We start from the raw sequence: 25,168 nt of genomic DNA, 5'->3' as shown, positions 1-25,168 counted from the left end.
CTTGCGGTCGACGTGCAGCTGGTCGTACGTCTGCATGTCCATGAAGACGAAGTGCTCGCCGTCCATGTACGAGAACTGCATGTCGCGGCCGGTGACCGCAACGATGCCGCGCGGGGCGGGCGGGAGTCGATTACCGCGGAGGTAATGCGGGCCCCGGCCCGGCGAGGGGCTTTGGTCAGTGGCGTCGGCCGCCGCGCAGCTCCAGCCGGTCGCCCGGGAACCGCGCGCGGAAGCCGCGGTCGTGGGAGACCGCGACCACCGCTCCCGGGTACGTCGCGAGCGCCGACTCCAGGTCCTCGATCAGGTCGAGCGCGATGTGGTTGGTCGGCTCGTCGAGGACGAGGAGGTCCGCGGGCCGGGTCACCAGCCGCGCGATCTGGAGCCGTCGCTGCTGACCCGCGGACAGGGCCGCGACCGGTACGTGGAGGTCCTCCTCGCGGAACAGGCCCAGCGCCAGCAGCTCGTCGGCGGAGTCCTCCGGGAGCCCGGGCCGCCCCGCCGCGAAGGCGGCGAGCAGCGGGAGGCGCGTGGAGCGGGCGGGCAGTTCCTGCGCCAGGTAGCCGATGCGCGCGGGGCGGCGTACCGCGCCCTCGTCCGGTTCCAGGTCGCCCGCGAGGACGCGCAGCAGCGTCGTCTTGCCGGCCCCGTTCTCGCCGGTGACCAGCAGACGCTGCCCGGGGGCGATCGCCAGCCGGTCCTTCAGGCGCAGCCGCTCGCCGACCGTGACGCCGTCGAGTTCGGCGAGCGGCCCCCCGGCGGAGGGCCCGCCGCCCGCCGCCGTCAGCGCCGCCGTGAACCGCAGCGGTTCGGGTGGCGCAGGCACCGGGTTGCGCCGCAGGTGGGCGAGGCGCTCCCGGACCGCCCGCACCTGCCCGCCGAGCTTCGCCTCGTGCAAGCGGCGGTGTTTGCCGAAGCCCTGCCGCGGGTCCCTGCCGGTGGTGGCGAGGCGCTTTCCGGCGGCCGCGAGCAGCTCCTCGGTACGGGCCACGTCCTGGAGCCACCGCGCGTACTCCTGCTCCGCGCGGCGCCGGGCGGCGGCCTTCGCGGCGCGGTAGCCGGTCCAGCCGTCGCCGTACCGGTGCACCGTGCGCGCGTCCCGGTCCACCTCGAGGATCGCGGTGGCGACGCGCTCCAGGAAGCCGCGGTCGTGGGTGACCGCGACGACGGTGCCGCGGTGCGCGCGCAGGTGCTCCTCGAGCCAGCGCACGGCCGCCGCGTCGAGGTGGTTCGTCGGCTCGTCGAGGAGCAGCAGCTCGGCCCCGGCGGCCAGGACGCAGGCGAGCGCGAGCCGTGACTGCTCGCCGCCGGACAGCGAGCCGAGCACCCGGTCGCGGGTGATCCCGGCGAGCCCGAGCCCGTGCAGGGCGGCGTCGACGCGGGCGTCCGCCTCGTACCCGCCGCGTTCCTGGTACGCGGTCAGCAGCTCGCCGTACGCGGCGAGTTCGTCCTCCGACGCCTCGCCGAGGCGCTCCTCGGCCGCGCGCAGCCGGCGCTCCATGTCGCGCAGGTCGGCGAGGGCGAGGTCGACGGCGTCCTGGACGGTGCGGTCCGGGTCGAGGTCGATGGTCTGGGCGAGGTGGGCGGCGCCGCCGGGAAAGCCGACGGTGATCTCCCCGGCGTCCGGTGCCTCGGCCGCGGCCAGCAGCCGCAGCAGGGTGGTCTTTCCCGAGCCGTTCTCGCCGATGACGGCGGCCCTCTCGCCGGGACGGACGGTGAAGGAGACCTGGTCGAGGACGGTGCGGGTGCCGTACGACTTGGTGACGTCCTTGGCGGCCAGCTGCGCGACGGCAGCGGGTGCGGGCGTGGCGATATGGGCGCGTGCGCGCATGGTGATCTTCCCGTGGGGGTGCGGAGGGTCTACGGGCGGCGGAAGCGGCGCGACGGTGCTGTCGGTGGCGTCGGCCGTGCCCGACTCACAGGAAGAAGAAGAGAGCCATGCCTCCACCATAACAAGACGATTCGTCTCGTCTCAACTTGTTTCTCTCAGGAGTGCGCGGGATCGCGCCATGCGCGCGGGCGCCCGTCGACGCCCTTTCGGTACGCCGCCCTCCGGTGCGGATCGCTGACGCGCGCCCCGCGCTCCCAGGGCCCCGCCTCGCCGTCCCGGCGCGACCGGGCCCTGTGCGCCATCGGCTCAGCCCGCGATCAACTCGCCGATGCGCCGCCGCGTCCAGTGGCCCGCCACGCCCGGGCAGGAGGCGAGGTAGGCGGTGACGGTGTCCGCGTCCCAGGCGCCCGTCGCGAGGAGGCCGGCGGCGATGTGGCGGAGGTAGTCGGCGGAGGGCGCGTTCCAGGGGATGTCGCGCATGCGCCACGGGGCCGTGAAGGTGAGGAGCGGGTGGCCGTCGAGCGTCCCCGCGCAGACGAGAGTCTCATAGCGGCCGTCGCCGAGGGCCGCCCTGCCGTCCCGCAGGACCCGCGTCAGGTCGAGGTCGGCGTCCGGGCCCGGCTCGCGGTACATCTCCTGGGCGGCGATGTCCGAGAACTGCTGGGCCGTCACCAGGTGCGCGCGGGCCAGGACGCGGCCCTCGGCCCCGGGGTCGTAGAAGGCCCGCCCGCCGGTCCACACGGGTGACTCGGTGGCGAAGTACAGGGCGCCCGTCAGCTCCACGGGGACGGAGGCGGCCGGGAGGCGGCGGTCGCGGCAGCCGGGGTAGAGCCGGTTCGCGTCCGGCGGGGCGCCGCCCAGGATGTAGTGGGCCAGCCGGTCGACGTGCGTGTTGGAGCCGTAGGACGTGTACCAGACCTGCATCGTCATCCGGTGACGGTAAGCGTGGTAGCGGCGTGGCGCGTGAAGTTCTGCTGTTGGCCCGCTTAAGAAAAGCTCGATGGACGCGCGGGCCCGCTGTGGGCAGATTGGTGCGCGTTCACGATCTCCACCCGTACCCCGCCCGTACCCCCACCCGGGAGCTGCGCCGATGAAGGCACTTGTCAAGCAGAAGGCCGAGCCGGGCCTCTGGCTCATGGACGTGCCGGAGCCCGAGACCGGGCCCGGCGACGTACTGATCCGGGTGCTCCGTACCGGCATCTGCGGTACGGACCTGCACATCCGGGCCTGGGACGGCTGGGCGCGGCAGGCGGTGAACACGCCGCTGGTGCTGGGGCACGAGTTCGTCGGCGAGGTCGCGGCCGTCGGCGCCGACGTGGCGGACATCGCGGTCGGCGACCTGGTCAGCGGCGAGGGGCACCTGGTGTGCGGCAAGTGCCGCAACTGCCTGGCGGGGCGCCGGCACCTGTGCCGGGCCACCATCGGGCTGGGCGTCGGGCGGGACGGGGCGTTCGCCGAGTACGTCGCGCTGCCGGCGTCGAACGTGTGGGTGCACCGCGCGAAGGTGGACCTGGACGTGGCGGCGATCTTCGACCCGTTCGGGAACGCCGTGCACACGGCGCTGTCGTTCCCGCTCGTCGGGGAGGACGTGCTGATCACGGGCGCCGGCCCGATCGGCGTGATGGCGGCGGCCGTCGCCCGGCACGCGGGGGCGCGCAACGTGGTGATCACCGATGTGAGCGAGCCCCGGCTGGAGCTCGCCCGCAAGGTCGGCGCCACGCTCGCGGTCAACGTCGCCGAGACGACCATCGGCGAGGCGCAGCGGCAGCTCGGGCTGCGCGAGGGCTTCGACATCGGCCTGGAGATGTCCGGGCGGCCCGAGGCCATGCGGGACATGGTCGCGAACATGACGCACGGTGGCCGGATCGCGATGCTCGGCCTGCCCGCCGAGGAGTTCGCCGTCGACTGGTCGAAGATCGTCACCTCGATGATCACGGTCAAGGGCATCTACGGCCGGGAGATGTTCGAGACCTGGTACGCCATGACCGTCCTGCTCGAGGGCGGGCTCGACCTCAGCCCCGTGATCACCGGCAGCTACTCCTACCAGGACTTCGACGCGGCCTTCGACGAGGCCGCCACCGCCCGCAGCGGCAAGATCATCCTCGACTGGACCGTCTGACCCTTCCCCCTAGGAGATCCCCTTCATGTACGCGTCCGTCCGCGACGAGCTGCGCGCCACCCTCGACGAGATCCGCGACGCCGGTCTCTTCAAGCCGGAGCGCGTCATCGCCACCCCGCAGAGCGCCACCGTCTCCGTGGCCTCCGGTGAGGTCCTGAACTTCTGCGCCAACAACTACCTGGGCCTCGCCGACCACCCCGAGGTCGTCGCCGCCGCCAAGGAGGCGCTGGACCGCTGGGGCTACGGCATGGCGTCCGTGCGCTTCATCTGCGGGACGCAGGACGTCCACAAGGAGCTGGAGCGGCGGCTGTCGGCGTTCCTGGGGCAGGAGGACACGATCCTGTACTCCTCCTGCTTCGACGCCAACGGCGGCGTCTTCGAGACGCTCCTCGGCCCGGAGGACGCGGTGATCTCCGACGCCCTCAACCACGCCTCGATCATCGACGGCATCCGGCTGTCCAAGGCCCGCCGCCACCGGTACGCCAACCGCGACATGGCCGACCTGGAGCAGCAGCTCAAGGACGCCCAGGACGCGCGCCGCCGGCTCATCGTCACCGACGGCGTCTTCTCGATGGACGGCTACGTGGCACCGCTGCGGGAGATCTGCGACCTCGCCGACCGGTACGACGCGATGGTCATGGTCGACGACTCGCACGCGGTCGGGTTCGTCGGCCCCGAGGGGCGCGGCACGCCCGAGCTGCACGGCGTGATGGACCGCGTCGACATCATCACCGGCACGCTCGGCAAGGCGCTGGGCGGCGCGTCCGGCGGTTACGTCGCGGCGCGCGCGGAGATCGTCGCGCTGCTGCGCCAGCGCTCGCGCCCGTACCTCTTCTCCAACTCCCTCGCGCCGGTCATCGCCGCCGCGTCGCTGAAGGTCCTCGACCTGCTGGAGTCCGCCGGGGACCTGCGGGAGCGGCTGGACGCCAACACCAAGCTGTTCCGTACGCGCATGGCGGAGGAGGGCTTCGAGATCCTGCCCGGCGACCACCCGATCGCCCCCGTGATGATCGGGGACGCGGCCGAGGCGGCGCGCATGGCGGAGCTGCTGCTGGAGCGGGGCGTGTACGTGATCGGCTTCTCGTACCCCGTGGTGCCGATGGGGCAGGCCCGCATCCGGGTGCAGCTGTCGGCGGCGCACTCGGCGCAGGACGTGGAGCGGGCGGTGGCCGCGTTCACCGACGCACGCGCGACAATGGCGGGGTGATCGACCCCCGGCGGCTGCGCATCCTGCGGGCCGCGGCGGACCACCGTACGGTGACCGCCGCGGCCGCGGCGCTGTACCTGACCCCGTCCGCCGTCTCGCAGCAGCTCGCCGCGCTGGAACAGGAGACCGGGCACACACTGCTCACCCGGAGCGGCAAGGGCGTGCGGCTCACGGCGGCCGGCGAGATCCTGCTGGAGCACGCCAACGAGGTGCTCGCGCAGCTGGAGCGGGCGGAGGCCGAGCTCGCGGCGTACGCGGGCGGCACGGCCGGCGAGGTGACGGTGGCCGCGTTCGCGACCGGGATCGCCGAGGTGCTGGCCCCCGCGATCGCGCGGCTGGCCGAGACGCACCCCGGTATCCGGGTGCGGGTGCGGGACGCGGAGGGCGACGAGTCGCTGCCGCTGGTCCTGGACGGCGAGGCCGACGTGGCGCTCGCGGTGGAGTACCGGGGCGCGCCGCGCGAGGGCGACCGGCGCCTCGCGCGGGTGGCGCTGTACGCGGAGCCGTTCGACGCGGTCCTGCACGCCGGTCACCCGCTGGCGCAGGGGCCCGAGGTGGCGCTCGCCGCGCTGGCGGACGCCGACTGGATCGGCCCGTACCCGGGCAACCCGTGCCACGACATGGTGCTCCTCGCCTGCGAGCTGGCGGGCTTCGACCCGCGGCTGGTGCACTCCTCGGACGACTTCCGCGCGGTGGTGGCCCTCGCGGGCGCGGGCGCGGGCGTGGCCCTGGTGCCGCGTTCGGCGCTGCGGGGCATGGAGCTCAAGGACGTGGTGGTCCGCCCGGTGGCGGGCCCGGCGGCGTTCCGCCGGGTCTTCGCGGCGGTGCGGCGGGGGGCGGAGGGCCATCCGCTGATCCGGCCGGTGCTGGGTGCGCTGGCGGACGCGGCGGACGGGCTGTCGGCGGCGGACGTCTGACCGGGTGATGACACGCGTGGCCCGTTCCCGGCCGTACGCGCTGTACGCGTTGTACGCCGGGAACGGGCCACCCCCCGTCTCGCTACCGGCCGGGGCCGAAGCCGTGGATCAGCCGGCCCACGCCTCCACGCGGGTGTTCTTCGAGCCCTCCAGGACGAGCTTCACCGTCTCGCCGCGCTTGTAGGCGACGGTCGCGTAGTGCTTCTTGCCGTTGCAGCGGTGCTTCTTCGTGGTCGACTTGCCGGTGTCCAGGATCAGCACCTTCAGCTTGGCGTTGCCGCCGCCCCAGCAGGTGAAGACGCCGCGCGCCATGCTGGAGCCGCCCGGCAGCTTGTAGCCCTGCGAGACCCACTTCTTGTTGTGGCTCTTGAGGTAGTCCCCGCTGATGTTGGCGTTCCACAGGTTCTTCCAGCCCGCCTTGGTGACGACGGGGCCCGGGGCCGCCTGCGCCGCGGCGGTCGCGGTGGCCGGGGCGGGGGCCGCGGGCGTCGCGGCGGTGGCCGGGGCGGCGCCCATGGCCAGGCCGCCGCCGAGCATCACGGTCGCCGTGGTCAGGGCGAGGTTCCTGCGCAGGTTCATGGTCGTGCTTCCCTCCGTTGGTGTGCCGGGGGCGGTGCCGCCCGGCGCTTGCGGCAACGACTTTTCCGCGTCATTTCGGGCCGGGCCAGAGCCGGCCGGAAGGATGGGGCGGCGTGGGACGTCCCATGCCGCGACCTGCTGGGACGCGCTGTCCCACGCGGCGTTGGCGGGACGCCGTCACTGTCCGGATCACGCCCAGGGACGCGGGGGACGGGAACTCTCGCCCTTCCCCGGATGTCACCGCGTGGTGGAGAAGGGGGAACAGCACATGGCTCGATGGAAGGAACTGCCGCCCGGGCTCGGTGAGCGCGAGCGCCAACTGCTCGTGCAGCTGCGCCGCTTGAAGGACCACAGCGGGCTGAGCCTCGCCGCGCTCGCGGGCCGCACCAGTTACAGCCGCTCCTCCTGGGAGCGTTACCTCAACGGGAAGAAGCCCGTGCCGCGCCAGGCCGTGGAGGAGCTGGCCCGGGTGTGCGCGGCCGACCCGACACGGCTGCTCGTACTGCACGAGGTGGCGCTCGGCGACCGGTCGGGGCGGTCTCCCGACGGCACCGACGCGCCGGACACCAGGGGCACGGCGGGCGCCCCCGCCGCGGTGGACCAGCCGGGCGGGGCGGAGGACCGGAGCACGCCGGAGGGCGGCGGTCCGGACGCGCGGAACGCCGGCGTGCCCGAGGCGCAGGCCGACCGCGCGGCCGCCGACGGGGAGGCGGCCGGAACGGAGGCGGCCGGAACGGAGGCCGTCGACCCGGAGGGCGGGGGCCCCGGCCGGTCCGGGCGGGCGGCGCGCGTGGTGCCGCTGGGGCGCGGGCTCCTCGTCGTCTCGCTCGTCGCCGCCGCCGCGTTCGTCGCCGGTCTGCTGACCGCCGACGCGTGGCCGGACGCCCGGCCCGCCATGGAGGGCGCGTCCGCGTCGGCGTCCGGATACCGCCGGGGGCAGACGTACGACTGCGAGATTCGGCGCGAGAAGGGCGAGCTCCGGGCCGGGCACAGCACCACGCGCGAGATGCTCCTGGACATCAACAGCACGGGCTTCGACGTGGTGGAGACCCAGTGCCTGCTGCGGGAGCACGGCGTCGACCCGCAGGCGACGGACGGCCTGTACGACGAACGGACCAAGGAGGCCGTCAAGCGGTTCCAGAAGGAACGCGGGCTCGTCGCCGACGGCATCGTGGGGCCCGACACCTGGAGGGAGCTGCGGCGGTGAGCGCGGGCACCGGGATCGCCGCCGAATGCAGCCGGCTCGCCGCCGCGCTGCGCGAGATGCGCGAGGCCACCGGGCTGAGCCTGGCCGCGCTCGCCGCCCGTACGCCGTACAGCAAGTCCTCCTGGGAGCGGTACCTCAACGGCAAGACGCCCGTGCCGCGCCCGGCCGTGGAGGCGCTGTGCGCGATGGCTGGGGGGCCGCCCGGGCGGCTGCTGGCGCTGTGGGAGCTGGCCGACGCCGCCTGGAGCGGCCGGGCCGCGCCACCCGAGCCGGCGGAGCGTGCCGAGCCGGCCGGCCGCGAACCGGCCCCGGGCCGGGGCGGGCCGGCAGTGACCCGGGCCGCCGCCCGGGAGGCGCGGCCCCGCCCGTCGCCCCGGCGCCCGCGGTGGTGGACCGCCGTGGCGACGGGCGTCGTGGCGACCGCCGCCGTGCTCGGCCTCGGCCTCGGCCTCGGCGGCCCAGGTGCCCTGACACTGCCGCGCGGTGGCGACGGCAGCCCGGCGCCGGACCCGAGCCCCGTCGAGTCCGGGATCCGCAACCCCGGCTGTGCGGGGGCCTCCTGCGAGGGCCGGGACCCGAAGGACATGGGGTGCGGCGGCACCGGGATGGTGTCCACCGTCGCAGCCCGTACCGCCGCGGACGGACAGCGCGTGGAGCTGCGGCGCGGCGAGGACTGCCGTGCGGTGTGGGTGCGCGCCACCGGCCTCAGGGCGGGCGACCGTGTGGAGCTGACCATGCCGGGCGGCCGGACCCAGCGGATCGTCGCGACCGGCCCCCGGGCCACCGAGGGGTACCTCGCCACCCCGATGGCGGCGGCCGACGCCCCCGGGACGGCCGGCGCGCGCGTCTGCCTGCTGCCCGCGCGCGGTGACCGGGAGTGCTTCGGCTGAGGCACGGCGCGCCGTGCGCCGCGGCACGATCAGTGGCGCGCGGCGCGCTCCTCGCTGACGGAGTCGGACCCGGCGGACCGGGCTGACCGGGCGGACATCCACGCGTACACCAGCACGCCCGCGAAGAGGAACAGCACGCCCTGGTAGACGGCCGCGTAACCCGAGCCGGCGACCAGCCACATAGAGAAGCCGAAGGCGAGGGCGGCGAGGAGCGCGTCGCGGACGAGGCGGCCGCGGTGGACGCGGTCGGTCTGTCCGGAGGCGAGGAAGTAGATCTGCGCGGCCGTGGACAGCAGGTACGGGACGGTCGCGGTGAAGGTGGTGACGAGGACGAGGATCTCGAAGACGCCGCCCGAGCCGGCCGTGTAGTTGTACACGGTCAGCAGCGAGGCGAGGACGACGGTGACGAGGACGCCGACGGTCGGCACGCCGCGCTTCTTGCGGGCGAAGGCCTTCGGGAAGAGCCCGTCCCGGGCGGCGGCGTACGGCGTCTGGGCGCTGAGCAGCGTCCAGCCGTTGAGGGCACCGACCATCGAGACGAGCGCCATGCACGCCACCGCGGTGCCGCCCCAGGACCCGCCGAACATCGCGTTGACGGCGTCGGAGAAGGGGGCGCTGGAGGTGACGAGCTCGTCGTGGGCGACGGTGCCGAAGACGGAGAGGGTGCCGAGGAGGTAGATCGCGGCGGCGCCGAGCGTGCCGAGGATGGTGGCGCGGCCGACGTTGCGCTCGGGGTCGCGGACCTCGCCGGCGCTGACGGCGGCCGACTCGACGCCGAGGTAGCTGAAGAGCAGGATCGCGGCGGAGGCGGAGATCGCGCCGAGGGCGCCGGAGTCGCTGCCCTGGAAGGGGCCGAGGTTTCCGGAGTCGAAGAAGAAGAGCCCGCCGACGGCGACGAGCAGCAGTGGTACGAACTTCAGCACGGTGGCGACGAGCTGGACGGCGCCGACGTACCGCGTGCCGGCCAGGTTGGCGAGGGCGGGCAGCCACTGGAGGCAGAGGGCCGCCGCGATCGTCGCGGCCGTGGAGTGGCGGACGGGTATGAGCACGTCGAGGTAGCCGACGGCGGCGACGGCGAGCGCCGCGTTGGAGACCCAGGTGGTGATCCAGTACGACCAGGCGGCGAGGAAGCCGGCGAAGTCGCCGAAGGCCTCGCGGGCGTAGACGTAGGGGCCGCCGGTGCGGGGGTGGCGCTGGGCGAGGCGGCCGAAGACGAGCGCGAGGGCGATCGCTCCGACGGTGAGGACGGCGAAGGCGACCAGGCTGATGGTGCCGTAGGGGGCGACGGACGCGGGGAGGAGGAAGATCCCGCCGCCGATGATGTTGCCCATGACCAGCGCGGTCGCGATGGGGAGGCCGAACCGCCGGGCGTGCTTGTTCTCGCGCGTGTTCTCACGCGTGTTCTCGCGCGTGTTCTCACGCGTGTTCTCGCGCGTGTTCTCGCGCGTGTTCTCGCGCGTGTTCTCGCGCGTGTTCTCGCGCGTGTTCTCGCGCGTGCCCGGCTGGTGGTCGTGATGCCGCTGGGGCGGGGTGGGGGTGAGGGCCGTGGTCATGGGGGGTGCGGTGCGCCTTTCTCCGTATAAACCTTCGATATGTTCGAGGACGGAGGACGTCGCTCCAAATCACCCGTTTTTGTCCGGCGCGAGACCCTCAGAAACCGGAAAAGCTTCTTCCGCTTGCGGCCTCGGCGGCGATTCCTGCACGACCCGTACGGTCTCCCCGAACCTCTGGCACTCGCGCAGCCAGCGCCGCAGCACATGGTGCACCTGCTCCGCGCCCACCGGTTCGCCGCCGTCCTCCACCGGCGTGGACAGGGTCGGCGGGGACAACAGGAAAGGACGTGACTGCTCGCCGCCGAGCCCGCCGTGGGAGCCGATCTGCTCCTCGAAGGCGTGCACCTCCCCCGTCGACGGCTCGTACATCGAGTTGACCATGATGTCCGCGACGTGCGGGAACGAGTCCGTGCGCCGCACGGCGTCGGCCGCGCCGGGGCCGAAGACCGCGAGCGGGCCGGCGTCGTCGTCGGTGAGGTCGTCGAGCGGCGTCTCCTCGCCGTCCGGGCCGATCACCACCGAGCCGTGCTCCTCGCTGCGCACCAGCAGGAACCCGATGCCGGGGTGGCGGGCCAGGGTCTGCAGCAGAGCGGGGTGGCGCCGGTCGATCTCCTCACGCGACAGGCGGTACGGCCGGTCCGGGAAGGAGATGAGCCCGAGGTTCCCGGAGGCGAGCACCACCGGGTCCGAGCCGCGCTGCGGACGCACCTCGGCCGGCTCCTCCACCGGGCGGTGCAGGGCGCTTCGCAGCGCGCCCCGCGCCTCCGCGCCGGTCTGCGTGCGCCGGGCGCGGCGCGGGACGGGCAGCCCGCAGGCGACGCGGACCAGGTCCTTCAGCGTCAGCCCGTACCTGCTCCGGAAGGTCTCGCCGGGGCTCTGGCCGTGGTCGGAGAGGAGCACGATCCGGTACGGGCGCGGCGCGTGCTGCGCGACCTCGGCGATGAGCGCGATCGCCCGGTCGAGCCGCTGGAGCACCTTGGCGGCGTCGCGGCTGTACGGCCCCGAGTGGTGGGCGACCTCGTCGTAGGCGACGAGGTCGGCGTAGACGGCGGGGCGGCCGGCGAGCACGTCGCCCATGACGGCCGCGACGACGACGTCCCGTTCGACGACGGTGGCGAACGCGCGGATGAAGGGGTAGAGCCCGCCGCGCCGGACCCGGGGGGTCTCCCGGCGGATGCGGGCCCGGGTGGACTGGCCGATCTCGCGCGCCACCTCGGCGACGAAGGAAAGGGCGGTGCGGACGGCGTTGGCCGGGTCGCTGAAGTACGCGAAGTAGCCCGCGCGGGAGCGGTTTCCGCGGCCGCGGCGCGCGGCGACGGAGAGGACCAGGGCGAGTTGGCCGGCGCCACCGCTGAAGAGGTTGCCGCGGCTCGCGCCGCCCGGGGCCAGCAGGCCGGGGTCGCCGGTGCGCGCGACGGCGCGGCGCTGGAGTTCGGCGGCGCTGGCGGGCCGGTTGCTCACCATCAGCTGGCCGGTGTCCTTCTCGTACCAGCGGAAGGCGGGGACGTCGTGGTTGGAGCCGTGCAGCAGGGCTAGTTGGCTGGACCCCGTCTGACTGGACCAGTCGGTGCGCCACGGGGTGAGCCGGTGGCCGGCGCCCGGGCCGTGGAGCCAGGAGGTCACGGTCGGCATCAGACCGTCCTCGGCCGCGCGGAGCAGTACGTCGTGGCCGACGCCGTCCAGTTGCAGGAAGACCACGCCCGGCGTGGAGGCGCCGGCGCCGCGCGCGGAGCGGGGGCGGCGCCGGTCGGTGAGCCGGTACAGCCTGCGGCGGTAGGCGTCGTCGTCGCGTACGGCGACGGCGGTGGAGGTGGCGGAGGCGACGGCCGACATCACGGCGGCGACCACGACGGCGTTCTCGGGGTCGGCCTCGCCGCGGCCGTCGGGGATCAGCCGGAGCGCGAGGAGCAGCAGGGAGCCGTTGAGGAAGAAGACGAGCAGCCCGAGGACGAAGGCCGGTACGAGCAGCAGGGCGCGTACGACGAGGGGCCACACGAGCGCGCTCAGCAGGCCGAAGACCCCGGCGCCCCAGGCGGCGGTGACGGCGGTCCTGGTGATGGTGTCGCCGTCGTCGGACTGGAGCCGGAAGTCGGGGAGCAGCGCGGCGAGCGCCAGCATGGTGAGGCTGGACACCGCCCAGACCGTGACGACCCGCACGCCGGCGCCGCCGGCCCTCCGCCATCGCCTCTCCGCCACGCCGCCAGCCTTTCCGCCGAGCCTGGATCCAGCGTGGCACACGGAAGGTGGACGCCGTCCGGCGAGGGAGGTCAGCGGCCGTCGTAACCGGCGGTCGGCATGGACAGCCTGCGGTGCACGTGGGCCTTCATCGCCGCGTCGTACGCCGGCTCGTCGAGCCCGGCCGTCTCCAGGCGTACGCCCCGGCGCTCGCACTCGGCGGAGAAGGCCCGCGCCGAGGTGACCGCCCGCTCCAGCACCCGCTCGTTGGGGGCGACGAACAGGTCCACGGCGCCCGCCTCGATGTCCGCCCACAGCATCCGGTGGTCGGGGCGCAGCCCGTAGAGCAGCAGCTGCCGGCTGACGACATAGCCCTTGTCGGCAGCCCATCGCTCACACATCGCGTGCTGGCTGCGCGTATCCACCAGGAACGGGTCGTGCTCGAGCTCCTCGAGCGGCGTCAGACTGGCGATCGCCGCCACGCGTACGTCGTCCATGGGCCGACCCTACTCCGATCTCCTCCGCGTGAGGAGGCGCGGACTTACGCTCTAGGGAGTGTTCCCCGGCGACGAGGAGGAGGTGGCGGGCCGGTGGAGGTCACCTGGTGGGGTCATGCCACCTGCACGGTCGAGGACTCCGGGGTGCGGGTGCTCACCGACCCGCTGTTCGCGCGCCGGCTCGCCCATCTGCGCCGCCGGCGGGGCGCGTTGCCGCCGCGCGAGGCCGCGCGCGCCGACGCGGTGGTGGTCTCGCACCTGCACGCCGACCATCTGCACCTGCCGTCGCTGGCCCGGCTCGCGCCGGGCACCTCGCTGATCGTGCCGCGCGGCGCGACCCGCTCCGTGCCGGGGCTGCGCAGGCTCGACGGGCTGCGGATCACCGAGGTCGGGCCCGGCGACGAGGTGGCGGTGGGGCACGTGGTCGTTCGGGCGGTGCCGGCGCTGCACGACGGGCGGCGGCTGCCGGTGGGGCCGCGCCGCTCCCCCGCGCTCGGGTACGTGGTGAGCGGCGAGGCGCGCACGTACTTCGCCGGGGACACCGGGCTGTTCGACGGGATGGCGGACGCGGTGGGCGAGGTGGAGGTGGCGCTGCTGCCGGTCGGCGGCTGGGGGCCCTTCCTGGGCCACGGGCACCTGGACGCGCGGCGGGCCGCGCAGGCGCTCGCCGCGCTGCGGCCGCGCGCGGCGGTGCCGGTGCACTACGGCACGTACTGGCCGATCGGTCTGGACGGGGTCCGTCCGCACGAATTCCACGCGCCGGGCGACGAGTTCGTGCGGCAGGCGGCGCGGCTCGCGCCGGGGGTGAGGGTGCACCGGCTGGGGCACGGCGAGCGCGTCCGGCCCGAGGTGCGGCCGTGATCGCCGGGCTGGGGGCCGGGCTCGGGGCCGGGCTGCCGCCGGAGCCGACGCAGCAGGCGGTCGGCTATCCGACGCTGTTCCTGCTGGTGGCGCTGGGGGCGCTGGTTCCGGTGGTGCCGACGGGGGCGCTCGTCAGTTCGGCGACGGTGGTGGCGATCCACCAGACGGCGCCGTTCTCGCTGGCGGCGGTCTTCGCGCTGGCCGCCGGCGCGGCGTTCGCCGGGGACGTGGCGCTGTACTGGCTGGGCCAGCGGGGCGTGCGCTCCAAGAACGGCTCGCGCCTGCTGGGGGCGCTGCGCGACCGGGCGGCGCCGGACCGGCTCGACCAGGCCAGGGCCAAGCTGCGGACGCACGGGGTGTCGGTGCTGGTGCTGTCCCGGCTGCTGCCGGCGGGCCGGATCCCGGTGATGCTGGCGTGCCTGCTCTCCGGGATGCGGCTGGCCGGTTTCGTGCGCGGCGACATCCCGGCGTGCCTGGCGTGGGCGGCGACGTACCAGCTGATCGGCGTGCTGGGTGGCTCGCTGTTCGCCCGCCCCTGGCAGGGCGTGGCGGCCGCGGTGGCCCTGGCGCTGCTGATCAGCGCGGTGCCCGGGCTCTGGCGGCGGCTACGGCGCCAGCATCCGTGAACCGCCGACCGGGAGGTCCCAGAGGCGGTCGCGGGGCAGGCCGGCGGCGGCCCAGGCGGCGTGCAGGCGGGTCAGGGGCTCCAGGACCGGCTCGGAGGAGAGGACGAACGTGGCCCAGTGCATGGGAACCATCACGTCGGCCCCGAGGTCCTGGAAGGCCTGGACCGCCTCCTCCGGGTCGGTGTGGACGTCACGGAGCCACCAGCGCGGGGCGTAGGCGCCGATGGGGAGGAGCGCCAGGTCGATACCGGGGTGGCGGCGGCCGATCTCCGTGAACCAGTGGCCGTAGCCGGTGTCACCGGCGAAGTACACGCGCCGGCCGGCGGAGTCGGTCAGCACCCAGCCGCCCCACAGGGAGCGGCAGGTGTCGGTGAGGGTGCGCTTGGACCAGTGGTGGGACGGTACGAAGTCGAACCGGACTCCGCCGAGTTCGGCGGCCTCCCACCAGTCGAGCTCGGTGACGCGGGTGAAGCGGCGGCGGCGGAACCAGCGGCCGAGCCCCGCGGGGACGAAGACGGGCGTGTCGGGCGGCAGGCGCTTGAGGGTGGGGGCGTCGAGGTGGTCGTAGTGGTTGTGGCTGATGACGACCGCGTCGACGGGCGGCAGGTCCTCCCAGCGCACGCCGACGGGGGTGATGCGGGCGGGGGTGCCGAGGATGCGGCGGGACCAGACGGGGTCGGTGAGCACGGTGAGCCCGCCGATGCGGAGGACCCAGCTGGCGTGGCCGGCCCAGCTGACGGCGACGGTGCCGGCGTCGACGGCCGGCAGCGGCTCCGGGGCGTACGGCAGGCGGGGGATGTCGCGCAGCCCGTCGGGGCCGGGGCGGACGGCGCCTTCCCTGGCCAGTCGGGCCATGGCCCGTACGCCCGGGAGGGGCGCGGTGAGCCGGTCGGCGAAGGATCTGGGCCAGGAGCGCACCTCGCCGAGGGGGCGGAGGGCACCGCCCGCCACGGGGCCCGTACGGCCCGCCGGGGCCACCCGTACCGCCGGAGCCGCCGGGGTTGCCGGGGCCGCCGGGGTTGCCGGGGCCGCTGGGGCCGTCCGTACGGTGGCGGTCGTGGGGGACGTGGGTGACGTCTGTTCCGTCATCTGCGCGCTCCGTTCACCGTGGTCCTTGAAGATCGTGGAAAGCGGCTGTGAGCGTGTCCAACGCTCGTGCGACATGCGGCAGTTCCAGGGGCCGCTCCGCCGCGAGGGCCTCCATGCGCTCCTGCGCCGTGGCCCCGAGGAGCGCCCCGGTCGACAGCCGTACGCGCAGGGCGCCCAGCTCGTCGCCGAACCGGTGGCCGCCGGGTGCGGGCGCGCCCAGCCGGGCGGTGAGGTAGTCCTCCAGCTCCATCGAGTCGTTGACGCCCCGCTCGGCGAGGCGGCCGCGCAGCGGCCCGAGGTCGGCGTAGAGGTGCCGCCCGGCCCGCGGCGGCAGGGCGAGCGCTCCGGCGGTCAGCACGGCGTGGTGCGCGGCGGCGGCCACGCGCGCGTGGAGCGCGGTCGCGGCGGCCGCCCGGGCGGTGACCGCCTCCGGCTCGCCGAGCGCGTGGGCGGCGGCCGCCGCGACGGGTCCGGCCACATGGGCGCCGAGTGCGGCGAGCAGGTCCAGGACGCGGGCGCGGCGGGCGGCGCCGGCCGGGGTGGGCGGGAAGCGGGCGATCGCGGCGGGCCAGGCCGGCGGGGTCAGGGCGCCGGCGAGGTCGCAGAGGACGGTGACGTCCGCGGGGCACATCTCGGCGGGGCTGACGAGCACGGTGTCGTGCGGCCGGTGCAGCGTGTCGCGCCAGGTCTCGTCGCTGACGATGTGCAGGCCCTCGCCGACCGCCGCCTCGCACGTCTCGCGCACCAGCTCGGGCGGCGGGACGGTGGCGGTGGGGTCGTCGGCCGCGCACAGCAGCAGCAGCGCCGGGTGGCCGCCTTCGGCGCGTACCCGCCGCACGGTCTCCAGGAGGGCGTACGGATCGGGCACGCCGCCGCATTCGGCGGGCGTGGGCACGTAGTACGCGGGTCTGCCGAGGAGCCGGGCCTGCGGCGCCCATCCGGCGGGGCAGGGCCGGGGCAGCAGGACGTCGCCGCCGTGCGCGGCGATGAGCGCGGCGAGCAGCGGCTGCGCCCCGGGGGCGGCGGCCAGGTCCTCGGGGTGGCAGCGCAGGCCGCGCCGCCACCAGTAGCCGCAGGCCGCGTCGCGCAGGACGGGGCCGCCGCCGGGCGGTTCGGCCTCGGTGCGGTCGGCGGCGGCCGAGAAGACGGCGACCAGCTCGGCGACGGTCGGCAGGCCGGACTCGGGCGCCCCGGGCGCGTACCGCACGGGCCCCCGCCCCTCGGCGGGCGAGGGGGCCTCGGGGCTGTCCGGTGCCGGTTGCCGCATGCCTCGTCTCCGCCCTGGCGTCGGTGCCGTCGTAGGTGCCGCTGTGGTCGGTGTGTGCGGGGACCCTGCCCGTCCCCGGAGCCCGCTATCCGTCCCCAAAGCCCTTTATACGGAGGTTCCCGGCAAGTCGCCGCTCCGGGCGGTGGCGGTCTTCACCGGGGCCAGCCGGGCCAGTTCCTTCTCCAGACCGCGGCCCCGGGTGCGTACGACACCGGCGGCGACGTCCGCGAGCTTGCGGTTGGTGAGCTGCGAGACGCGGCGCAGCACGGAGTGGGCCTCGGCGGCGTCGCAGCCGAGGACGTGCATCACGATGCCGCCGGCCTGGTCGATGACGGGGCGTGAGCGCAGTGCGGTGGAGAGCTGGCCGACCTCGGTGAGCGCGGCGCGGTAGCGGCGGTCGCGGGCGAGGCCCGCGGTGATCTCCTCGCCGAGGATGGCGGCGGGTCCGTGCGCGGCGTCCGCCAGGGAGCCGGCCCGGAAGCCGTAGAGGTTCAGGGTGATGTCGATGCCCGCCCGGTGGAAGGGGAGGGTGACGCTGGCCCGGACGCCGGAGCCGAGGGCCATAGCCCGGTAGTCGGGCCAGCGGTCGTCCGTGAGGAGGTCCTCGGCGTCGACGGGTTCGCCGGTGTCGAGCGCCGTCTGGATGGGTCCGTCGCCGGAGTCGAGCTGGACGGCAACGAGAGCCGCCAGGTCCGGATGGGTGGCGGCGGTGCGGCGCTCGGACTCGCCGTCGCCGAGGGTGGCGACGGCCCCGCAGCACGCCGGGACCGACCGTACGCACTGCTCGGTGAGTTTCTGCAGTCTGCGGACGGTGGAGGCCGGTTCCGGGCCTTCGTACTCGTGCTCGGGAAGCATCGCGGATCTCCCTTCCTCCGTGCGGCTGCCCCGCGCCCGCCGCGCGAAACGGGACCACCTCCCGGCCCGCCGTACGGCCACGGCGGTTACGGTGCTGCTATGACGGAGACCGACGCGTTCGGCGATGACCTCGCGGATTTCGTGCGTCGGGTCGGTGAGCTCCGCACCGCGCGGGCGCTTCCGGCCGACGAGCAGCAGGGCGTGCTGGACGCCGCCCTCTTCGAACTCCAGCATGCGGCAGAGTCGCTCTGGCCGCGCTACGAACGGCTGGTGGCGCGGGCCCCGGACGGCACGCCGGCCGACCGGCACGAGCGGCAGCTGCTGAAGACGCTGTTCCAGCGGCTGCCGCTACCGGTGGTGCTCGTCGACCGCGACACGGTCGTACGGCGCATGAACTTCGCCGCGACCGGCGTGACAGGGGTGCGGGCCGGTTACGCCACCGGCCGGCCGCTCGCCGGGCTGCTGGTCTCGGCGGACCGTGCCCCCTTCCGTACGCAGGCGGCGGCCGCCGCGCGCGGGGAGGGCGGCCGCAGTATGAGCGTGCGGCTCCAGCAGCGGCCGCACGAGCCGGTGCGGGCCACACTCGTGTCGCTGCCGCTGCCGGGCGAGCCGCAGCCGGCGGTGGTCGTGGTGCTCCAGCCGGGTGTGTCCGGCACGGCCTCCCCGGTGGGGGCGGGCGCGGGCGCCGCGGGGCGGCGGCTGATGCCGCCGGACCTCGCGGTGACGACACAGCGGGCCGAGATGCTGGACCTGGTCGACGCGATGGCGAGCGCCCTGCTGGGCAGCCCGCCGGGGGAGGCGGACGCGGCCGTGGAGGCGGCGGGGCGGGTGCTGCACGGGCGGTTCGCCGACTGGGTGGTGATCGACACCGCCGACTCCGACTCGGAGGGGGGCGGCGGCCGGCGGCCGCCGCTGCGCCGCGCCGTCGTGCTCGGCCCGCCGGCCCCGGACGATGTCGCGGGCGACGGCGGGCCGCTGCTGAAGGCGGTGGCGGAGCAGGATCCCGCGGACTGCCCCCTGGTGGTGGAGGCGGCCCGCGGCGGGGGCCCGGCGCTCCGGGTGCGGCCCGAGGACGTCCTCGCTTTCGGCGAGGACGCCTCGGGCGCCGCGGTCCTGGCGCGGGCGGGGGTGAGCTCGCTGCTGTGCCTGCCGCTGTCCGACGGCCGTGCGGGCGCGGGCGGCGCGGCGGGCGTGCTGACGCTGTTCCGTACGGGGGCGCGGCGCGCGTTCTCGATGGCCGAGGCGCAGGCGGCGGACGTGATGTCCCGCCACGTGGCGCTGGCTATGCGGCGACGTCCCGCATGATGTCCTCCCGCAGCCGGGTGCAGCAGCGGCTGATCAGCCGGGACACGTGCATCTGGGAGATGCCGAGGTCCTCGGCGATCCTGCTCTGGGTCATGTCGCGGAAGAACCGCATGTAGAGGATCTTCTGCTCGCGCTCGGGCAGCGTGCGCAGCCGCGGCTTGACCGACTCGCGGTCGACGACGACGTCGAGGGCCGGGTCGGGGCCGCCGAGCGCGTCCACGAGGGTGTAGCCGTCCTCCGTGCCGGGCAGCTCGGCGTCCAGGGACAGCGCGGTGAAGCTGTCCAGGGCCTCCAGCCCGGCCATGGCCTCCTCCTCGGTCATGCCGGCCTTCTCGGCGATCTCCGCCACGGTGGGGGCGCGGCCCCCCACCGAGTGCGAGAGCTCCTGATAGGCGGCGCGGACGCGGCCGCGCAGGTCCTGCACGCGGCGGGGCACGTGGAGCGTCCACATGTGGTCGCGGAAGTGGCGCTTGATCTCGCCGGTGATGGTCGGCACGGCGAAGCTCTCGAAGGCGGCGCCACGCGAGGGGTCGTACCGGTCGACGGCCTTGACCAGGCCGAGGGCGGCGACCTGCTTGAGGTCCTCCAGTGACTCGCCGCGGTTGCGGAAGCGGCCGGCCAGCCGGTCCGCCATGGGCAACCAGGCGCGCACGATGTCCTGCCGGACGGCTTCCCTCTCCTCTCCCTCCGGCAGCGAGGCCAGGCGCTGGAACGCCTCGGCGGTGTCGGGGGCGTCGTCGTGCGGATGCTTCGTGTGGGCGAGGGTAGGCATGATGCTTTTCAGCTCCCTGTACGGTGCTGACGGTTGGTGTCACCCCGAGGAAGAGCTCCCCTTTCCGGGCACGCGGACACGCCCGGAGCGGTAGGCCGCTCCCACGGACGTGCCTCCGGTCCGAAGCACGAGATGCGCATGCCCGGGGTCTGCCCGAGCAAACGCGTCGTTGCACTGATTCCACTGTCCTCGCGTTTCCGCGGATCGGCACCCGGTACCCGGGGCTGTGCTGCCTGAACGGCGGCGATGGCTACCCAGCGGTTCGGTCCGCTTCGGTTCGGGAGGTACGCAGATGAGCAAGGACGTCGCCGACCAGATTCTGGCGCGGCTGCGCGACTGGGGCGTCGAGTGCGTGTTCGGCTATCCGGGTGACGGGATCAACGGACTGATCGCCGCCTGGGGGCGCGCGGAGGACCAGCCGCGGTTCATCCAGGCGCGGCACGAGGAGATGGCCGCGTTCCAGGCGGTCGGCTACGCGAAGTTCGGGCACCGCCTCGGGGTGTGCGTGGCGACCTCCGGACCGGGCGCGATCCACCTGCTCAACGGGCTGTACGACGCCAAGCTGGACCACGTCCCGGTGGTGGCGATCGTGGGGCAGACGCACCGCAGCGCGATGGGCGGCTCGTACCAGCAGGAGGTCGACCTGCACACGCTCTTCAAGGACGTCGCGTCGGACTTCCTCGCCGAGGTCAACGTCCCGGAGCAGATCCCCAACGTGCTGGACCGCGCCATCCGGACGGCGTACGGCCGCCGCTGCCCCACCGTGATCATCGTGCCCGGCGACGTACAGGAGCTGCCGTACAAGCCGCCCGCGCACGAGTTCAAGATGGTGCCGTCCAGCCTCGACCGCAGCGCCTGGACCGCGGTGCCCGCCGACGAGGCGGTGGAGCGGGCGGCCGAGGTCCTCAACTCCGGGGAGAAGCCCGCGATCCTCATCGGCCAGGGCGCCGCGTCGGCCCGCGCCGAGGTGCAGCAGGTCGCCGAGCTGCTGGGCGCGGGCATCGCCAAGGCGCTGCTCGGCAAGGACGCCCTGTCGGACGAACTCCCCTACGTCACCGGGTCGATCGGCCTCCTCGGCACCCGGCCCTCCTGGGAGCTGATGCAGGAGTGCGACACCCTGCTGACGATCGGCTCGTCCTTCCCGTACAGCCAGTTCCTGCCGGAGTACGGGCAGGCCCGTGCGGTGCAGATCGACATCGACCCGCACATGGCGGGGATGCGCTACCCCTACGAGGTGAACCTCATCGGCGACGCGGGCGCCACCCTGCGCCGGCTGATGCCGCTGCTGCGGCGCCGCAAGAAGCGGGCCTGGCAGGAGCAGGTGGAGAAGTCCGTACGCCGCTGGGAGGAGGTCATGGAGCGGCGCGCCGCCCTGAGCGCCGACCCGGTGAACCCCGAGTACGTGGCGCGCGCCCTGTCCCCGCTGCTGCCCGACCGTTCGCTGCTGACCTCGGACTCCGGCTCGGTCGCCAACTGGTACGCGCGGCACATCAGGATGCGCGGCGACATGCGCGGCTCGCTGTCGGGGACGCTCGCCACGATGGGGTGCGGGGTGCCGTACGCGATCGGCGCGAAGTTCGCGCACCCGGACCGGCCGGTGGTGGCGCTGGTCGGGGACGGCGCGATGCAGATGAACGGGCTGGCCGAGCTGATCACCGCCGCGAAGTACCGCCACCGTTGGGAGGACCCGCGGCTGGTCGTCGGCGTCTGGAACAACCGGGACCTCAACCAGGTCACGTGGGAGCTGCGGGCGATGGGCGACGCACCGTCGTTCCTGCCCTCGCAGGAGCTGCCGGACGTGCCGTACGCCGCGTTCGCCGAGTCCATCGGCCTGACGGGCATCCGGGTGGAGAAGCCGGACGAGGTGGTGAGCGCCTGGGAGGAGGCGCTGGCGGCGAACGGCCCGGCCGTCGTCGAGTTCGTCACCGACCCGTCCGTACCGCCGATCCCGCCGCACGCGACCTGGCAGCAGATGGAGTCCACCGCGGCGGCGCTGCTGAAGGGGGACGCGGAGCGGGGCGCGGTGGTGAAGCGGGGGCTGAAGGCGAAGGTGCAGGAGTTCCTGCCGGGTGGGAAGTCCTGACGGCAGGTCCTGACCGGGCACGACGGTCTTCGGGCGCGGACGTGGTCCGCGCCCGAAGACCTGTCACCCCATATTCACCCCGTGGCCGCTCGGCCGTCCGGTCGGGTACCCGCGCCGCCGGGACCAAACCCCGGGTTTGCGACCGCCCCGCCGGGTACCCGCCGGGCGTCCGAAGAGGCACATCGTTCAGACCGTGGAGGGTGCCATGGAGCGAGGGAGCGGCGGGCTCAGCCGTCGACGCGACGACGAGATGAAACACCAGCTCCAGGGGCTGTTGAGGTCGGGGCACCCCACGAGGACCGAGGAGTGGCACGACCCGGAGCCGGTGGCGGAGGACGATCCCGACGTCCCGTCGAGCAGGGTCACCTCCGACCGGTTCGAGGCGCTGCGTCTGGAACTCGGCCGGTATCTCGCGCGCACGCCCTTCCCGGCCCACCGTGGCGACCTCCTCCGGGTGCTGCGCGAACGGCACGCCCCCGACCGCCTGGTGGAGCTCGTGTCCGAGCTGCCCGGTGACCCGACGTACCACAGCGTCCAGGACGTGGCGGTGGCCGTGGAGCGTACGTGACCGAGGGGCATGGGGGTGCGTCCGCACGGGTACTCCGGGCGGCGGCACACGCGAAGGGCTCAGGCAGGGAAGGCGGACAGGCACATGGCACAGCGGGCGCGGCTCGTGAGGGACGTCATGACGCCGGGCGTGGCGGCCGTACGGCCGGACGCCTCGCTCGTCGAGGCGGCGCAGCTCATGCGGGCCCAGGACATCGGTGACGTGCTGGTGGCGGAGGGGGACCGCGTCGTCGGCATGGTCACGGACCGCGACATCGCGGTCCGCGCGGTGGCCGACGGCGCCGACCCGCTCACCGTCAGCGCCCAGTCCGTGTGCACCCCCGACCCGGTGTGCGTCACCCCCGACGACGACGCGGCGGAGGCCGTGGAGCTGATGCGGCGGCACGCCGTCCGGCGGCTGCCGGTCGTGGAGGACGGGCGGCCGCTCGGCATGGTCGGCATCGGCGACCTGGCGGTGGCACGGGACCCGGGGTCCGCCCTCGCCGACATCAGCCGGGCCGAGCCGAACGCGTGAAACGAGCCGAGTTCGTGAAAGAGGAGAGGAAAGGAGCGGAGAATCGTGCGCGTAGCGTTTCTCGTGGCGCCGGAGGGCGTCGAGCAGGTGGAACTGACCGACCCGTGGCAGGCGGTGGCCGACGCCGGTGACACGCCCGTGCTGGTGTCGACCGAGCCGGGCAAGATCCAGGCGTTCAACCACCTGGACAAGGCGGACACGTTCCCGGTCGACGAGACCGTCGCCGACGCGTCGGCCGACGACTTCGGCGCGCTCGTCCTGCCCGGCGGCGTCGCCAACCCGGACTTCCTGCGGATGGACGAGCGGGCGGTCGCCTTCGTCCGCGCGTTCTTCGACGCCGGGAAGCCGGTCGCGGCGATCTGCCACGGTCCGTGGACCCTGGTGGAGGCCGACGTCCTCCGCGGCCGGACCCTAACGTCCTGGCCGAGCCTGAAGACCGACATCCGCAACGCGGGCGGCGAGTGGGTGGACGAGCAGGTCAAGGTCTGCGAGGCGACGCCCAGCACCCTCGTCACCAGCCGGAAGCCGGACGACCTCAAGGCGTTCCGCGAGGCGTTCACCGAGGTGTTCGCCAAGGTTTCGCGGGGCTGACGCCCACGCCCCGGCCGGCTCCTCGTCCCGCGCGGCGGACGAGGAGCCCCTTATTCGGAATGATGCGGATTCGGAGGATCCGGATCCGTTCCATGGAGGTGAGTCCCCATGGCGAACAGCCTGCTCGCACGGCACGCCGAGTCTCTGGAGGTCTTCGGCGCGCGCGTGCACGCGGTCCGCGACGACCAGTGGGACGCCCCGACGCCCTGCACCGAGTGGACGGTGCGCGACCTCGTCAACCACCTCACCGGCGAACAGCTGTGGGTGGTGCCGCTGGTCCGGGACGGGCTGACGATGGAGGACGTCGGCGACCGCTTCGACGGCGACGTCCTCGGCGACGACCCCGTCGGGGTGTGGGACCGGGCGGCCGCCGAGGCCGTCGAGGCGTTCCGGGAGGAGGGCGCCCTCGGACGCACCGTCCACCTGTCGTACGGCGAGACGCCGGCCGAGGACTACTGCCGCCAGATGGTGGACGACGCCGTCATCCACGCCTGGGACCTGTCCCGGGCGATCGGCGCGGACGAGCAGCTGCCCAAGGCGCTCGTCGACTTCGCCACGCGGGACATCGCCCCGCAGGCCGCCGGGCTGTCCAAGAGCGGTCTGTTCGCCCCGCCGGTGAAGACGCCGCCGGGCGCCGACCCGCAGACGAAACTGCTGGCCATGGTGGGCCGCAAGGCCTGAGGGCCGGCCGCCCGGGTACCCGATCACGACGCATGTTCCGGCCTCTGGGAGGGAGCCATGCAACTCTCGTTTCTGACCGCCCTCTTCGACCGCCCCGGGCCGTGGGCCAGTGTCTATCTCGACACCTCACGGGTGGACGAGTCCACCAAGGAGCGGCGCGCGCTCCAGGCCAAGGAGGTCTGCCACGAGCTCCGGTCCCAGGGGTGCGATCCGGAGACCGAGCGGGCCGTGTACGAGGCGCTGACGGACGACCCGCGCCCGCCGGGCGAGGCCGGGCGCGCGGTGTTCGCCGCGCACGGCGAGGTCGTCCTCGACCCGCCGCTGGGCGTACGGCCCCCGTGGCCGTCCGAGGTCACCTGGTCGGCGCTGCCGCACCTGGGCCCGCTGCTGGACCTGGCGACGCAGGAACCGGTCTGCCTCGTCGCCTACATCGACCGCGCCGGCGCGGACCTGGAGCTGCGCACCCCCCTCGGCGGCCGTCCGGCCGGCCATGTGGAGGGCCGCTCTTGGCCGTTGCGCCGCCACGGGACCGCGGACTGGTCCGAGCGGCACTTCCAGCTCAAGGTCGAGAACACCTGGGAGGAGAACGCCGCCGAGATCACCGAGGCCCTCACCGCCTGCCAGCGCGAGACCGGCGCCGACCTGATCGTGCTGGCCGGTGACCCGCGCGAGCGGCGCTCCGTGCACGAGCGGCTGGCCTCCGACCTCCGGGCACTCACCGTGGAGAGCGCCCACGGCGGGCGGGCGGCCGGGGCGAGCAAGCGGCTGCTGGACGAGGACGTGGAAGCCGCCCGCCAGGAGCACCTGCGGCGCCTGGCCGCGCAGGAGCTGGACCGCTTCCGGGCCGCCCGCTCCACCGGCGGGGGGGGGGCCCCCGGCGGGGGGGGCGCCGGCCCCCCACCGGCTTTCACGCCTTCTTCGGCGCGGACAGCGCCGCCGCCATCTCCGCCAGCCGCTCGTACGACGCCGTGCCCGTCACCACCGT

24 protein-coding genes and 1 pseudogene are annotated in these 25,168 nt (G+C 74.5%); 14 read left to right on the top strand and 11 right to left on the bottom strand.

The features are described 5' to 3' along the window. The 3 genes and pseudogenes from ABZX67_RS31945 to ABZX67_RS31935 form a co-directional block, all read right to left on the bottom strand. Positions 1 to 87, bottom strand: a pseudogene (locus ABZX67_RS31945) (elongation factor P); the annotation flags it as partial. An 88-nt stretch (positions 88 to 175) separates the two neighbouring features. Beyond that, positions 176 to 1,828: a ribosomal protection-like ABC-F family protein gene (gene abc-f / locus ABZX67_RS31940; protein ID WP_355367832.1), complete on the bottom strand. Its 1,653-nt coding sequence runs from the start codon at positions 1,826 to 1,828 to the stop codon at positions 176 to 178. A gap of 306 nt (positions 1,829 to 2,134) precedes the next feature. Beyond that, complete coding sequence (locus tag ABZX67_RS31935) at positions 2,135 to 2,758, bottom strand: histone deacetylase (protein ID WP_355367829.1); 624 nt, start codon at positions 2,756 to 2,758, stop codon at positions 2,135 to 2,137. A 160-nt stretch (positions 2,759 to 2,918) separates the two neighbouring features. Between ABZX67_RS31935 and tdh the strand changes: the two genes are divergently transcribed. The 3 genes from tdh to ABZX67_RS31920 are packed head-to-tail and all read left to right on the top strand — an operon-like array spanning position 2,919 to position 6,071. Continuing rightward, positions 2,919 to 3,947, top strand: a complete 1,029-nt coding sequence (gene tdh, locus ABZX67_RS31930) for an L-threonine 3-dehydrogenase (RefSeq protein ID WP_355367826.1) — start codon at positions 2,919 to 2,921, stop codon at positions 3,945 to 3,947. Positions 3,948 to 3,972: 25 nt separating this feature from the next. Then, the gene (locus ABZX67_RS31925; RefSeq protein WP_355367823.1) at positions 3,973 to 5,154 is read left to right on the top strand and encodes a glycine C-acetyltransferase; all 1,182 of its coding nucleotides are present in this window, start codon (positions 3,973 to 3,975) and stop codon (positions 5,152 to 5,154) included. Next, positions 5,151 to 6,071, top strand: coding sequence for a LysR substrate-binding domain-containing protein (locus ABZX67_RS31920; protein ID WP_355367820.1), 921 nt, complete (start codon positions 5,151 to 5,153; stop codon positions 6,069 to 6,071). The genes ABZX67_RS31925 and ABZX67_RS31920 overlap by 4 nt, the downstream gene beginning before the upstream one ends. 108 nt (positions 6,072 to 6,179) lie before the next feature. On the opposite strand, the gene ABZX67_RS31915 is transcribed toward ABZX67_RS31920, so the two are convergent. Beyond that, positions 6,180 to 6,650 (bottom strand): hypothetical protein, encoded by a 471-nt coding sequence (locus ABZX67_RS31915; protein ID WP_355367817.1) that lies wholly within the window; start codon positions 6,648 to 6,650, stop codon positions 6,180 to 6,182. 268 nt (positions 6,651 to 6,918) lie between these two features. Here ABZX67_RS31915 and ABZX67_RS31910 point away from each other — a divergent pair, with 268 nt between their 5' ends. Beyond that, positions 6,919 to 7,857 carry a helix-turn-helix domain-containing protein gene (locus ABZX67_RS31910; protein WP_355367814.1) on the top strand — a complete coding sequence of 313 codons (939 nt, stop codon included), beginning with the start codon at positions 6,919 to 6,921 and terminating at the stop codon, positions 7,855 to 7,857. Beyond that, positions 7,854 to 8,747, top strand: coding sequence for a helix-turn-helix domain-containing protein (locus ABZX67_RS31905; protein ID WP_355367811.1), 894 nt, complete (start codon positions 7,854 to 7,856; stop codon positions 8,745 to 8,747). Before ABZX67_RS31910 ends, ABZX67_RS31905 begins: the two co-directional genes overlap by 4 nt. 29 nt (positions 8,748 to 8,776) lie before the next feature. Here ABZX67_RS31905 and ABZX67_RS31900 read toward each other — a convergent pair whose 3' ends face one another. The 3 genes from ABZX67_RS31900 to ABZX67_RS31890 all read right to left on the bottom strand — a co-directional run bounded on the left by ABZX67_RS31900 (position 8,777) and on the right by ABZX67_RS31890 (position 12,972). Continuing rightward, on the bottom strand, positions 8,777 to 10,300 hold the full coding sequence (locus ABZX67_RS31900; protein ID WP_355367808.1) for an amino acid permease: 1,524 nt from the start codon (positions 10,298 to 10,300) through the stop codon (positions 8,777 to 8,779). A gap of 69 nt (positions 10,301 to 10,369) precedes the next feature. Then, positions 10,370 to 12,496, bottom strand: a complete 2,127-nt coding sequence (locus ABZX67_RS31895; protein ID WP_355367805.1) for a phage holin family protein — start codon at positions 12,494 to 12,496, stop codon at positions 10,370 to 10,372. 71 nt (positions 12,497 to 12,567) lie between these two features. Further along, positions 12,568 to 12,972: a hypothetical protein gene (locus tag ABZX67_RS31890; protein ID WP_355367802.1), complete on the bottom strand. Its 405-nt coding sequence runs from the start codon at positions 12,970 to 12,972 to the stop codon at positions 12,568 to 12,570. Between the two features lie 93 nt (positions 12,973 to 13,065). On the opposite strand from ABZX67_RS31890, the gene ABZX67_RS31885 reads away from it, so the two are divergent. After that, positions 13,066 to 13,833, top strand: a complete 768-nt coding sequence (locus tag ABZX67_RS31885; RefSeq protein ID WP_355367799.1) for an MBL fold metallo-hydrolase — start codon at positions 13,066 to 13,068, stop codon at positions 13,831 to 13,833. Next, positions 13,830 to 14,459: a VTT domain-containing protein gene (locus tag ABZX67_RS31880; protein ID WP_355367796.1), complete on the top strand. Its 630-nt coding sequence runs from the start codon at positions 13,830 to 13,832 to the stop codon at positions 14,457 to 14,459. The genes ABZX67_RS31885 and ABZX67_RS31880 overlap by 4 nt, the downstream gene beginning before the upstream one ends. Here ABZX67_RS31880 and ABZX67_RS31875 read toward each other — a convergent pair. From ABZX67_RS31875 to ABZX67_RS31865, 3 genes are all read right to left on the bottom strand, one after another. After that, a complete protein-coding gene (locus ABZX67_RS31875) occupies positions 14,439 to 15,548 on the bottom strand; it encodes an MBL fold metallo-hydrolase (RefSeq protein ID WP_355367793.1) in 1,110 nt (369 codons plus the stop codon). The two genes, ABZX67_RS31880 and ABZX67_RS31875, sit on opposite strands and share 21 nt — an antisense overlap. Positions 15,549 to 15,561: 13 nt before the next feature. Beyond that, complete coding sequence (locus tag ABZX67_RS31870; RefSeq protein ID WP_355367790.1) at positions 15,562 to 16,815, bottom strand: aminotransferase class I/II-fold pyridoxal phosphate-dependent enzyme; 1,254 nt, start codon at positions 16,813 to 16,815, stop codon at positions 15,562 to 15,564. Between the two features lie 105 nt (positions 16,816 to 16,920). Beyond that, positions 16,921 to 17,670, bottom strand: coding sequence for a GAF and ANTAR domain-containing protein (locus ABZX67_RS31865; protein ID WP_355367788.1), 750 nt, complete (start codon positions 17,668 to 17,670; stop codon positions 16,921 to 16,923). Between the two features lie 99 nt (positions 17,671 to 17,769). Between ABZX67_RS31865 and ABZX67_RS31860 the strand changes: the two genes are divergently transcribed. Further along, positions 17,770 to 18,975: a PAS domain-containing protein gene (locus ABZX67_RS31860; protein ID WP_355367785.1), complete on the top strand. Its 1,206-nt coding sequence runs from the start codon at positions 17,770 to 17,772 to the stop codon at positions 18,973 to 18,975. On the opposite strand, the gene ABZX67_RS31855 is transcribed toward ABZX67_RS31860, so the two are convergent. Next, positions 18,953 to 19,747 carry an RNA polymerase sigma factor SigF gene (locus ABZX67_RS31855; protein ID WP_355367782.1) on the bottom strand — a complete coding sequence of 265 codons (795 nt, stop codon included), beginning with the start codon at positions 19,745 to 19,747 and terminating at the stop codon, positions 18,953 to 18,955. The genes ABZX67_RS31860 and ABZX67_RS31855 overlap by 23 nt on opposite strands. Positions 19,748 to 20,039: 292 nt before the next feature. Between ABZX67_RS31855 and ABZX67_RS31850 the strand changes: the two genes are divergently transcribed. The 6 genes from ABZX67_RS31850 to ABZX67_RS31825 all read left to right on the top strand — a co-directional run. Then, positions 20,040 to 21,830 carry a thiamine pyrophosphate-requiring protein gene (locus ABZX67_RS31850; protein WP_355367779.1) on the top strand — a complete coding sequence of 597 codons (1,791 nt, stop codon included), beginning with the start codon at positions 20,040 to 20,042 and terminating at the stop codon, positions 21,828 to 21,830. 205 nt (positions 21,831 to 22,035) lie between these two features. Next, a complete protein-coding gene (locus ABZX67_RS31845; protein ID WP_355367776.1) occupies positions 22,036 to 22,398 on the top strand; it encodes a DUF2795 domain-containing protein in 363 nt (120 codons plus the stop codon). Between the two features lie 84 nt (positions 22,399 to 22,482). Next, the gene (locus ABZX67_RS31840; protein ID WP_355367773.1) at positions 22,483 to 22,911 is read left to right on the top strand and encodes a CBS domain-containing protein; all 429 of its coding nucleotides are present in this window, start codon (positions 22,483 to 22,485) and stop codon (positions 22,909 to 22,911) included. 45 nt (positions 22,912 to 22,956) lie between these two features. Beyond that, positions 22,957 to 23,502 (top strand): type 1 glutamine amidotransferase domain-containing protein, encoded by a 546-nt coding sequence (locus tag ABZX67_RS31835; protein WP_355367770.1) that lies wholly within the window; start codon positions 22,957 to 22,959, stop codon positions 23,500 to 23,502. 108 nt (positions 23,503 to 23,610) lie between these two features. Continuing rightward, complete coding sequence (locus tag ABZX67_RS31830; protein WP_355367767.1) at positions 23,611 to 24,183, top strand: TIGR03086 family metal-binding protein; 573 nt, start codon at positions 23,611 to 23,613, stop codon at positions 24,181 to 24,183. A 57-nt stretch (positions 24,184 to 24,240) separates the two neighbouring features. Further along, positions 24,241 to 25,168, top strand: a 928-nt coding sequence (locus ABZX67_RS31825) for a Vms1/Ankzf1 family peptidyl-tRNA hydrolase (RefSeq protein ID WP_355367764.1), incomplete at its 3' end; no start/stop codon positions are given.

Source organism: Streptomyces sp. NPDC003036, assembly GCF_040611175.1.
Classification (GTDB): Bacteria; Actinomycetota; Actinomycetes; order Streptomycetales; family Streptomycetaceae; genus Streptomyces.
This window is presented reverse-complemented; position numbering and strand designations above follow the sequence as displayed.

Excerpts from the sequence above, each read along its gene's own strand:
- ABZX67_RS31870 (WP_355367790.1), bottom strand. The coding sequence starts at position 16,815 with ATGCGGCAACCGGCACCGGACAGCCCCGAGGCCCCCTCGCCCGCCGAG.
- ABZX67_RS31855 (WP_355367782.1), bottom strand. The coding sequence starts at position 19,747 with ATGCCTACCCTCGCCCACACGAAGCATCCGCACGACGACGCCCCCGAC.
- tdh (WP_355367826.1), top strand. The coding sequence starts at position 2,919 with ATGAAGGCACTTGTCAAGCAGAAGGCCGAGCCGGGCCTCTGGCTCATG.
- ABZX67_RS31860 (WP_355367785.1), top strand. The coding sequence starts at position 17,770 with ATGACGGAGACCGACGCGTTCGGCGATGACCTCGCGGATTTCGTGCGT.
- ABZX67_RS31850 (WP_355367779.1), top strand. The coding sequence starts at position 20,040 with ATGAGCAAGGACGTCGCCGACCAGATTCTGGCGCGGCTGCGCGACTGG.
- ABZX67_RS31830 (WP_355367767.1), top strand. The coding sequence starts at position 23,611 with ATGGCGAACAGCCTGCTCGCACGGCACGCCGAGTCTCTGGAGGTCTTC.
- ABZX67_RS31915 (WP_355367817.1), bottom strand. The coding sequence starts at position 6,650 with ATGAACCTGCGCAGGAACCTCGCCCTGACCACGGCGACCGTGATGCTC.
- ABZX67_RS31900 (WP_355367808.1), bottom strand. The coding sequence starts at position 10,300 with ATGACCACGGCCCTCACCCCCACCCCGCCCCAGCGGCATCACGACCAC.
- ABZX67_RS31890 (WP_355367802.1), bottom strand. The coding sequence starts at position 12,972 with ATGGACGACGTACGCGTGGCGGCGATCGCCAGTCTGACGCCGCTCGAG.
- ABZX67_RS31935 (WP_355367829.1), bottom strand. The coding sequence starts at position 2,758 with ATGACGATGCAGGTCTGGTACACGTCCTACGGCTCCAACACGCACGTC.
- ABZX67_RS31865 (WP_355367788.1), bottom strand. The coding sequence starts at position 17,670 with ATGCTTCCCGAGCACGAGTACGAAGGCCCGGAACCGGCCTCCACCGTC.
- ABZX67_RS31925 (WP_355367823.1), top strand. The coding sequence starts at position 3,973 with ATGTACGCGTCCGTCCGCGACGAGCTGCGCGCCACCCTCGACGAGATC.
- ABZX67_RS31875 (WP_355367793.1), bottom strand. The coding sequence starts at position 15,548 with ATGACGGAACAGACGTCACCCACGTCCCCCACGACCGCCACCGTACGG.
- ABZX67_RS31910 (WP_355367814.1), top strand. The coding sequence starts at position 6,919 with ATGGCTCGATGGAAGGAACTGCCGCCCGGGCTCGGTGAGCGCGAGCGC.
- ABZX67_RS31845 (WP_355367776.1), top strand. The coding sequence starts at position 22,036 with ATGGAGCGAGGGAGCGGCGGGCTCAGCCGTCGACGCGACGACGAGATG.
- ABZX67_RS31840 (WP_355367773.1), top strand. The coding sequence starts at position 22,483 with ATGGCACAGCGGGCGCGGCTCGTGAGGGACGTCATGACGCCGGGCGTG.
- abc-f (WP_355367832.1), bottom strand. The coding sequence starts at position 1,828 with ATGCGCGCACGCGCCCATATCGCCACGCCCGCACCCGCTGCCGTCGCG.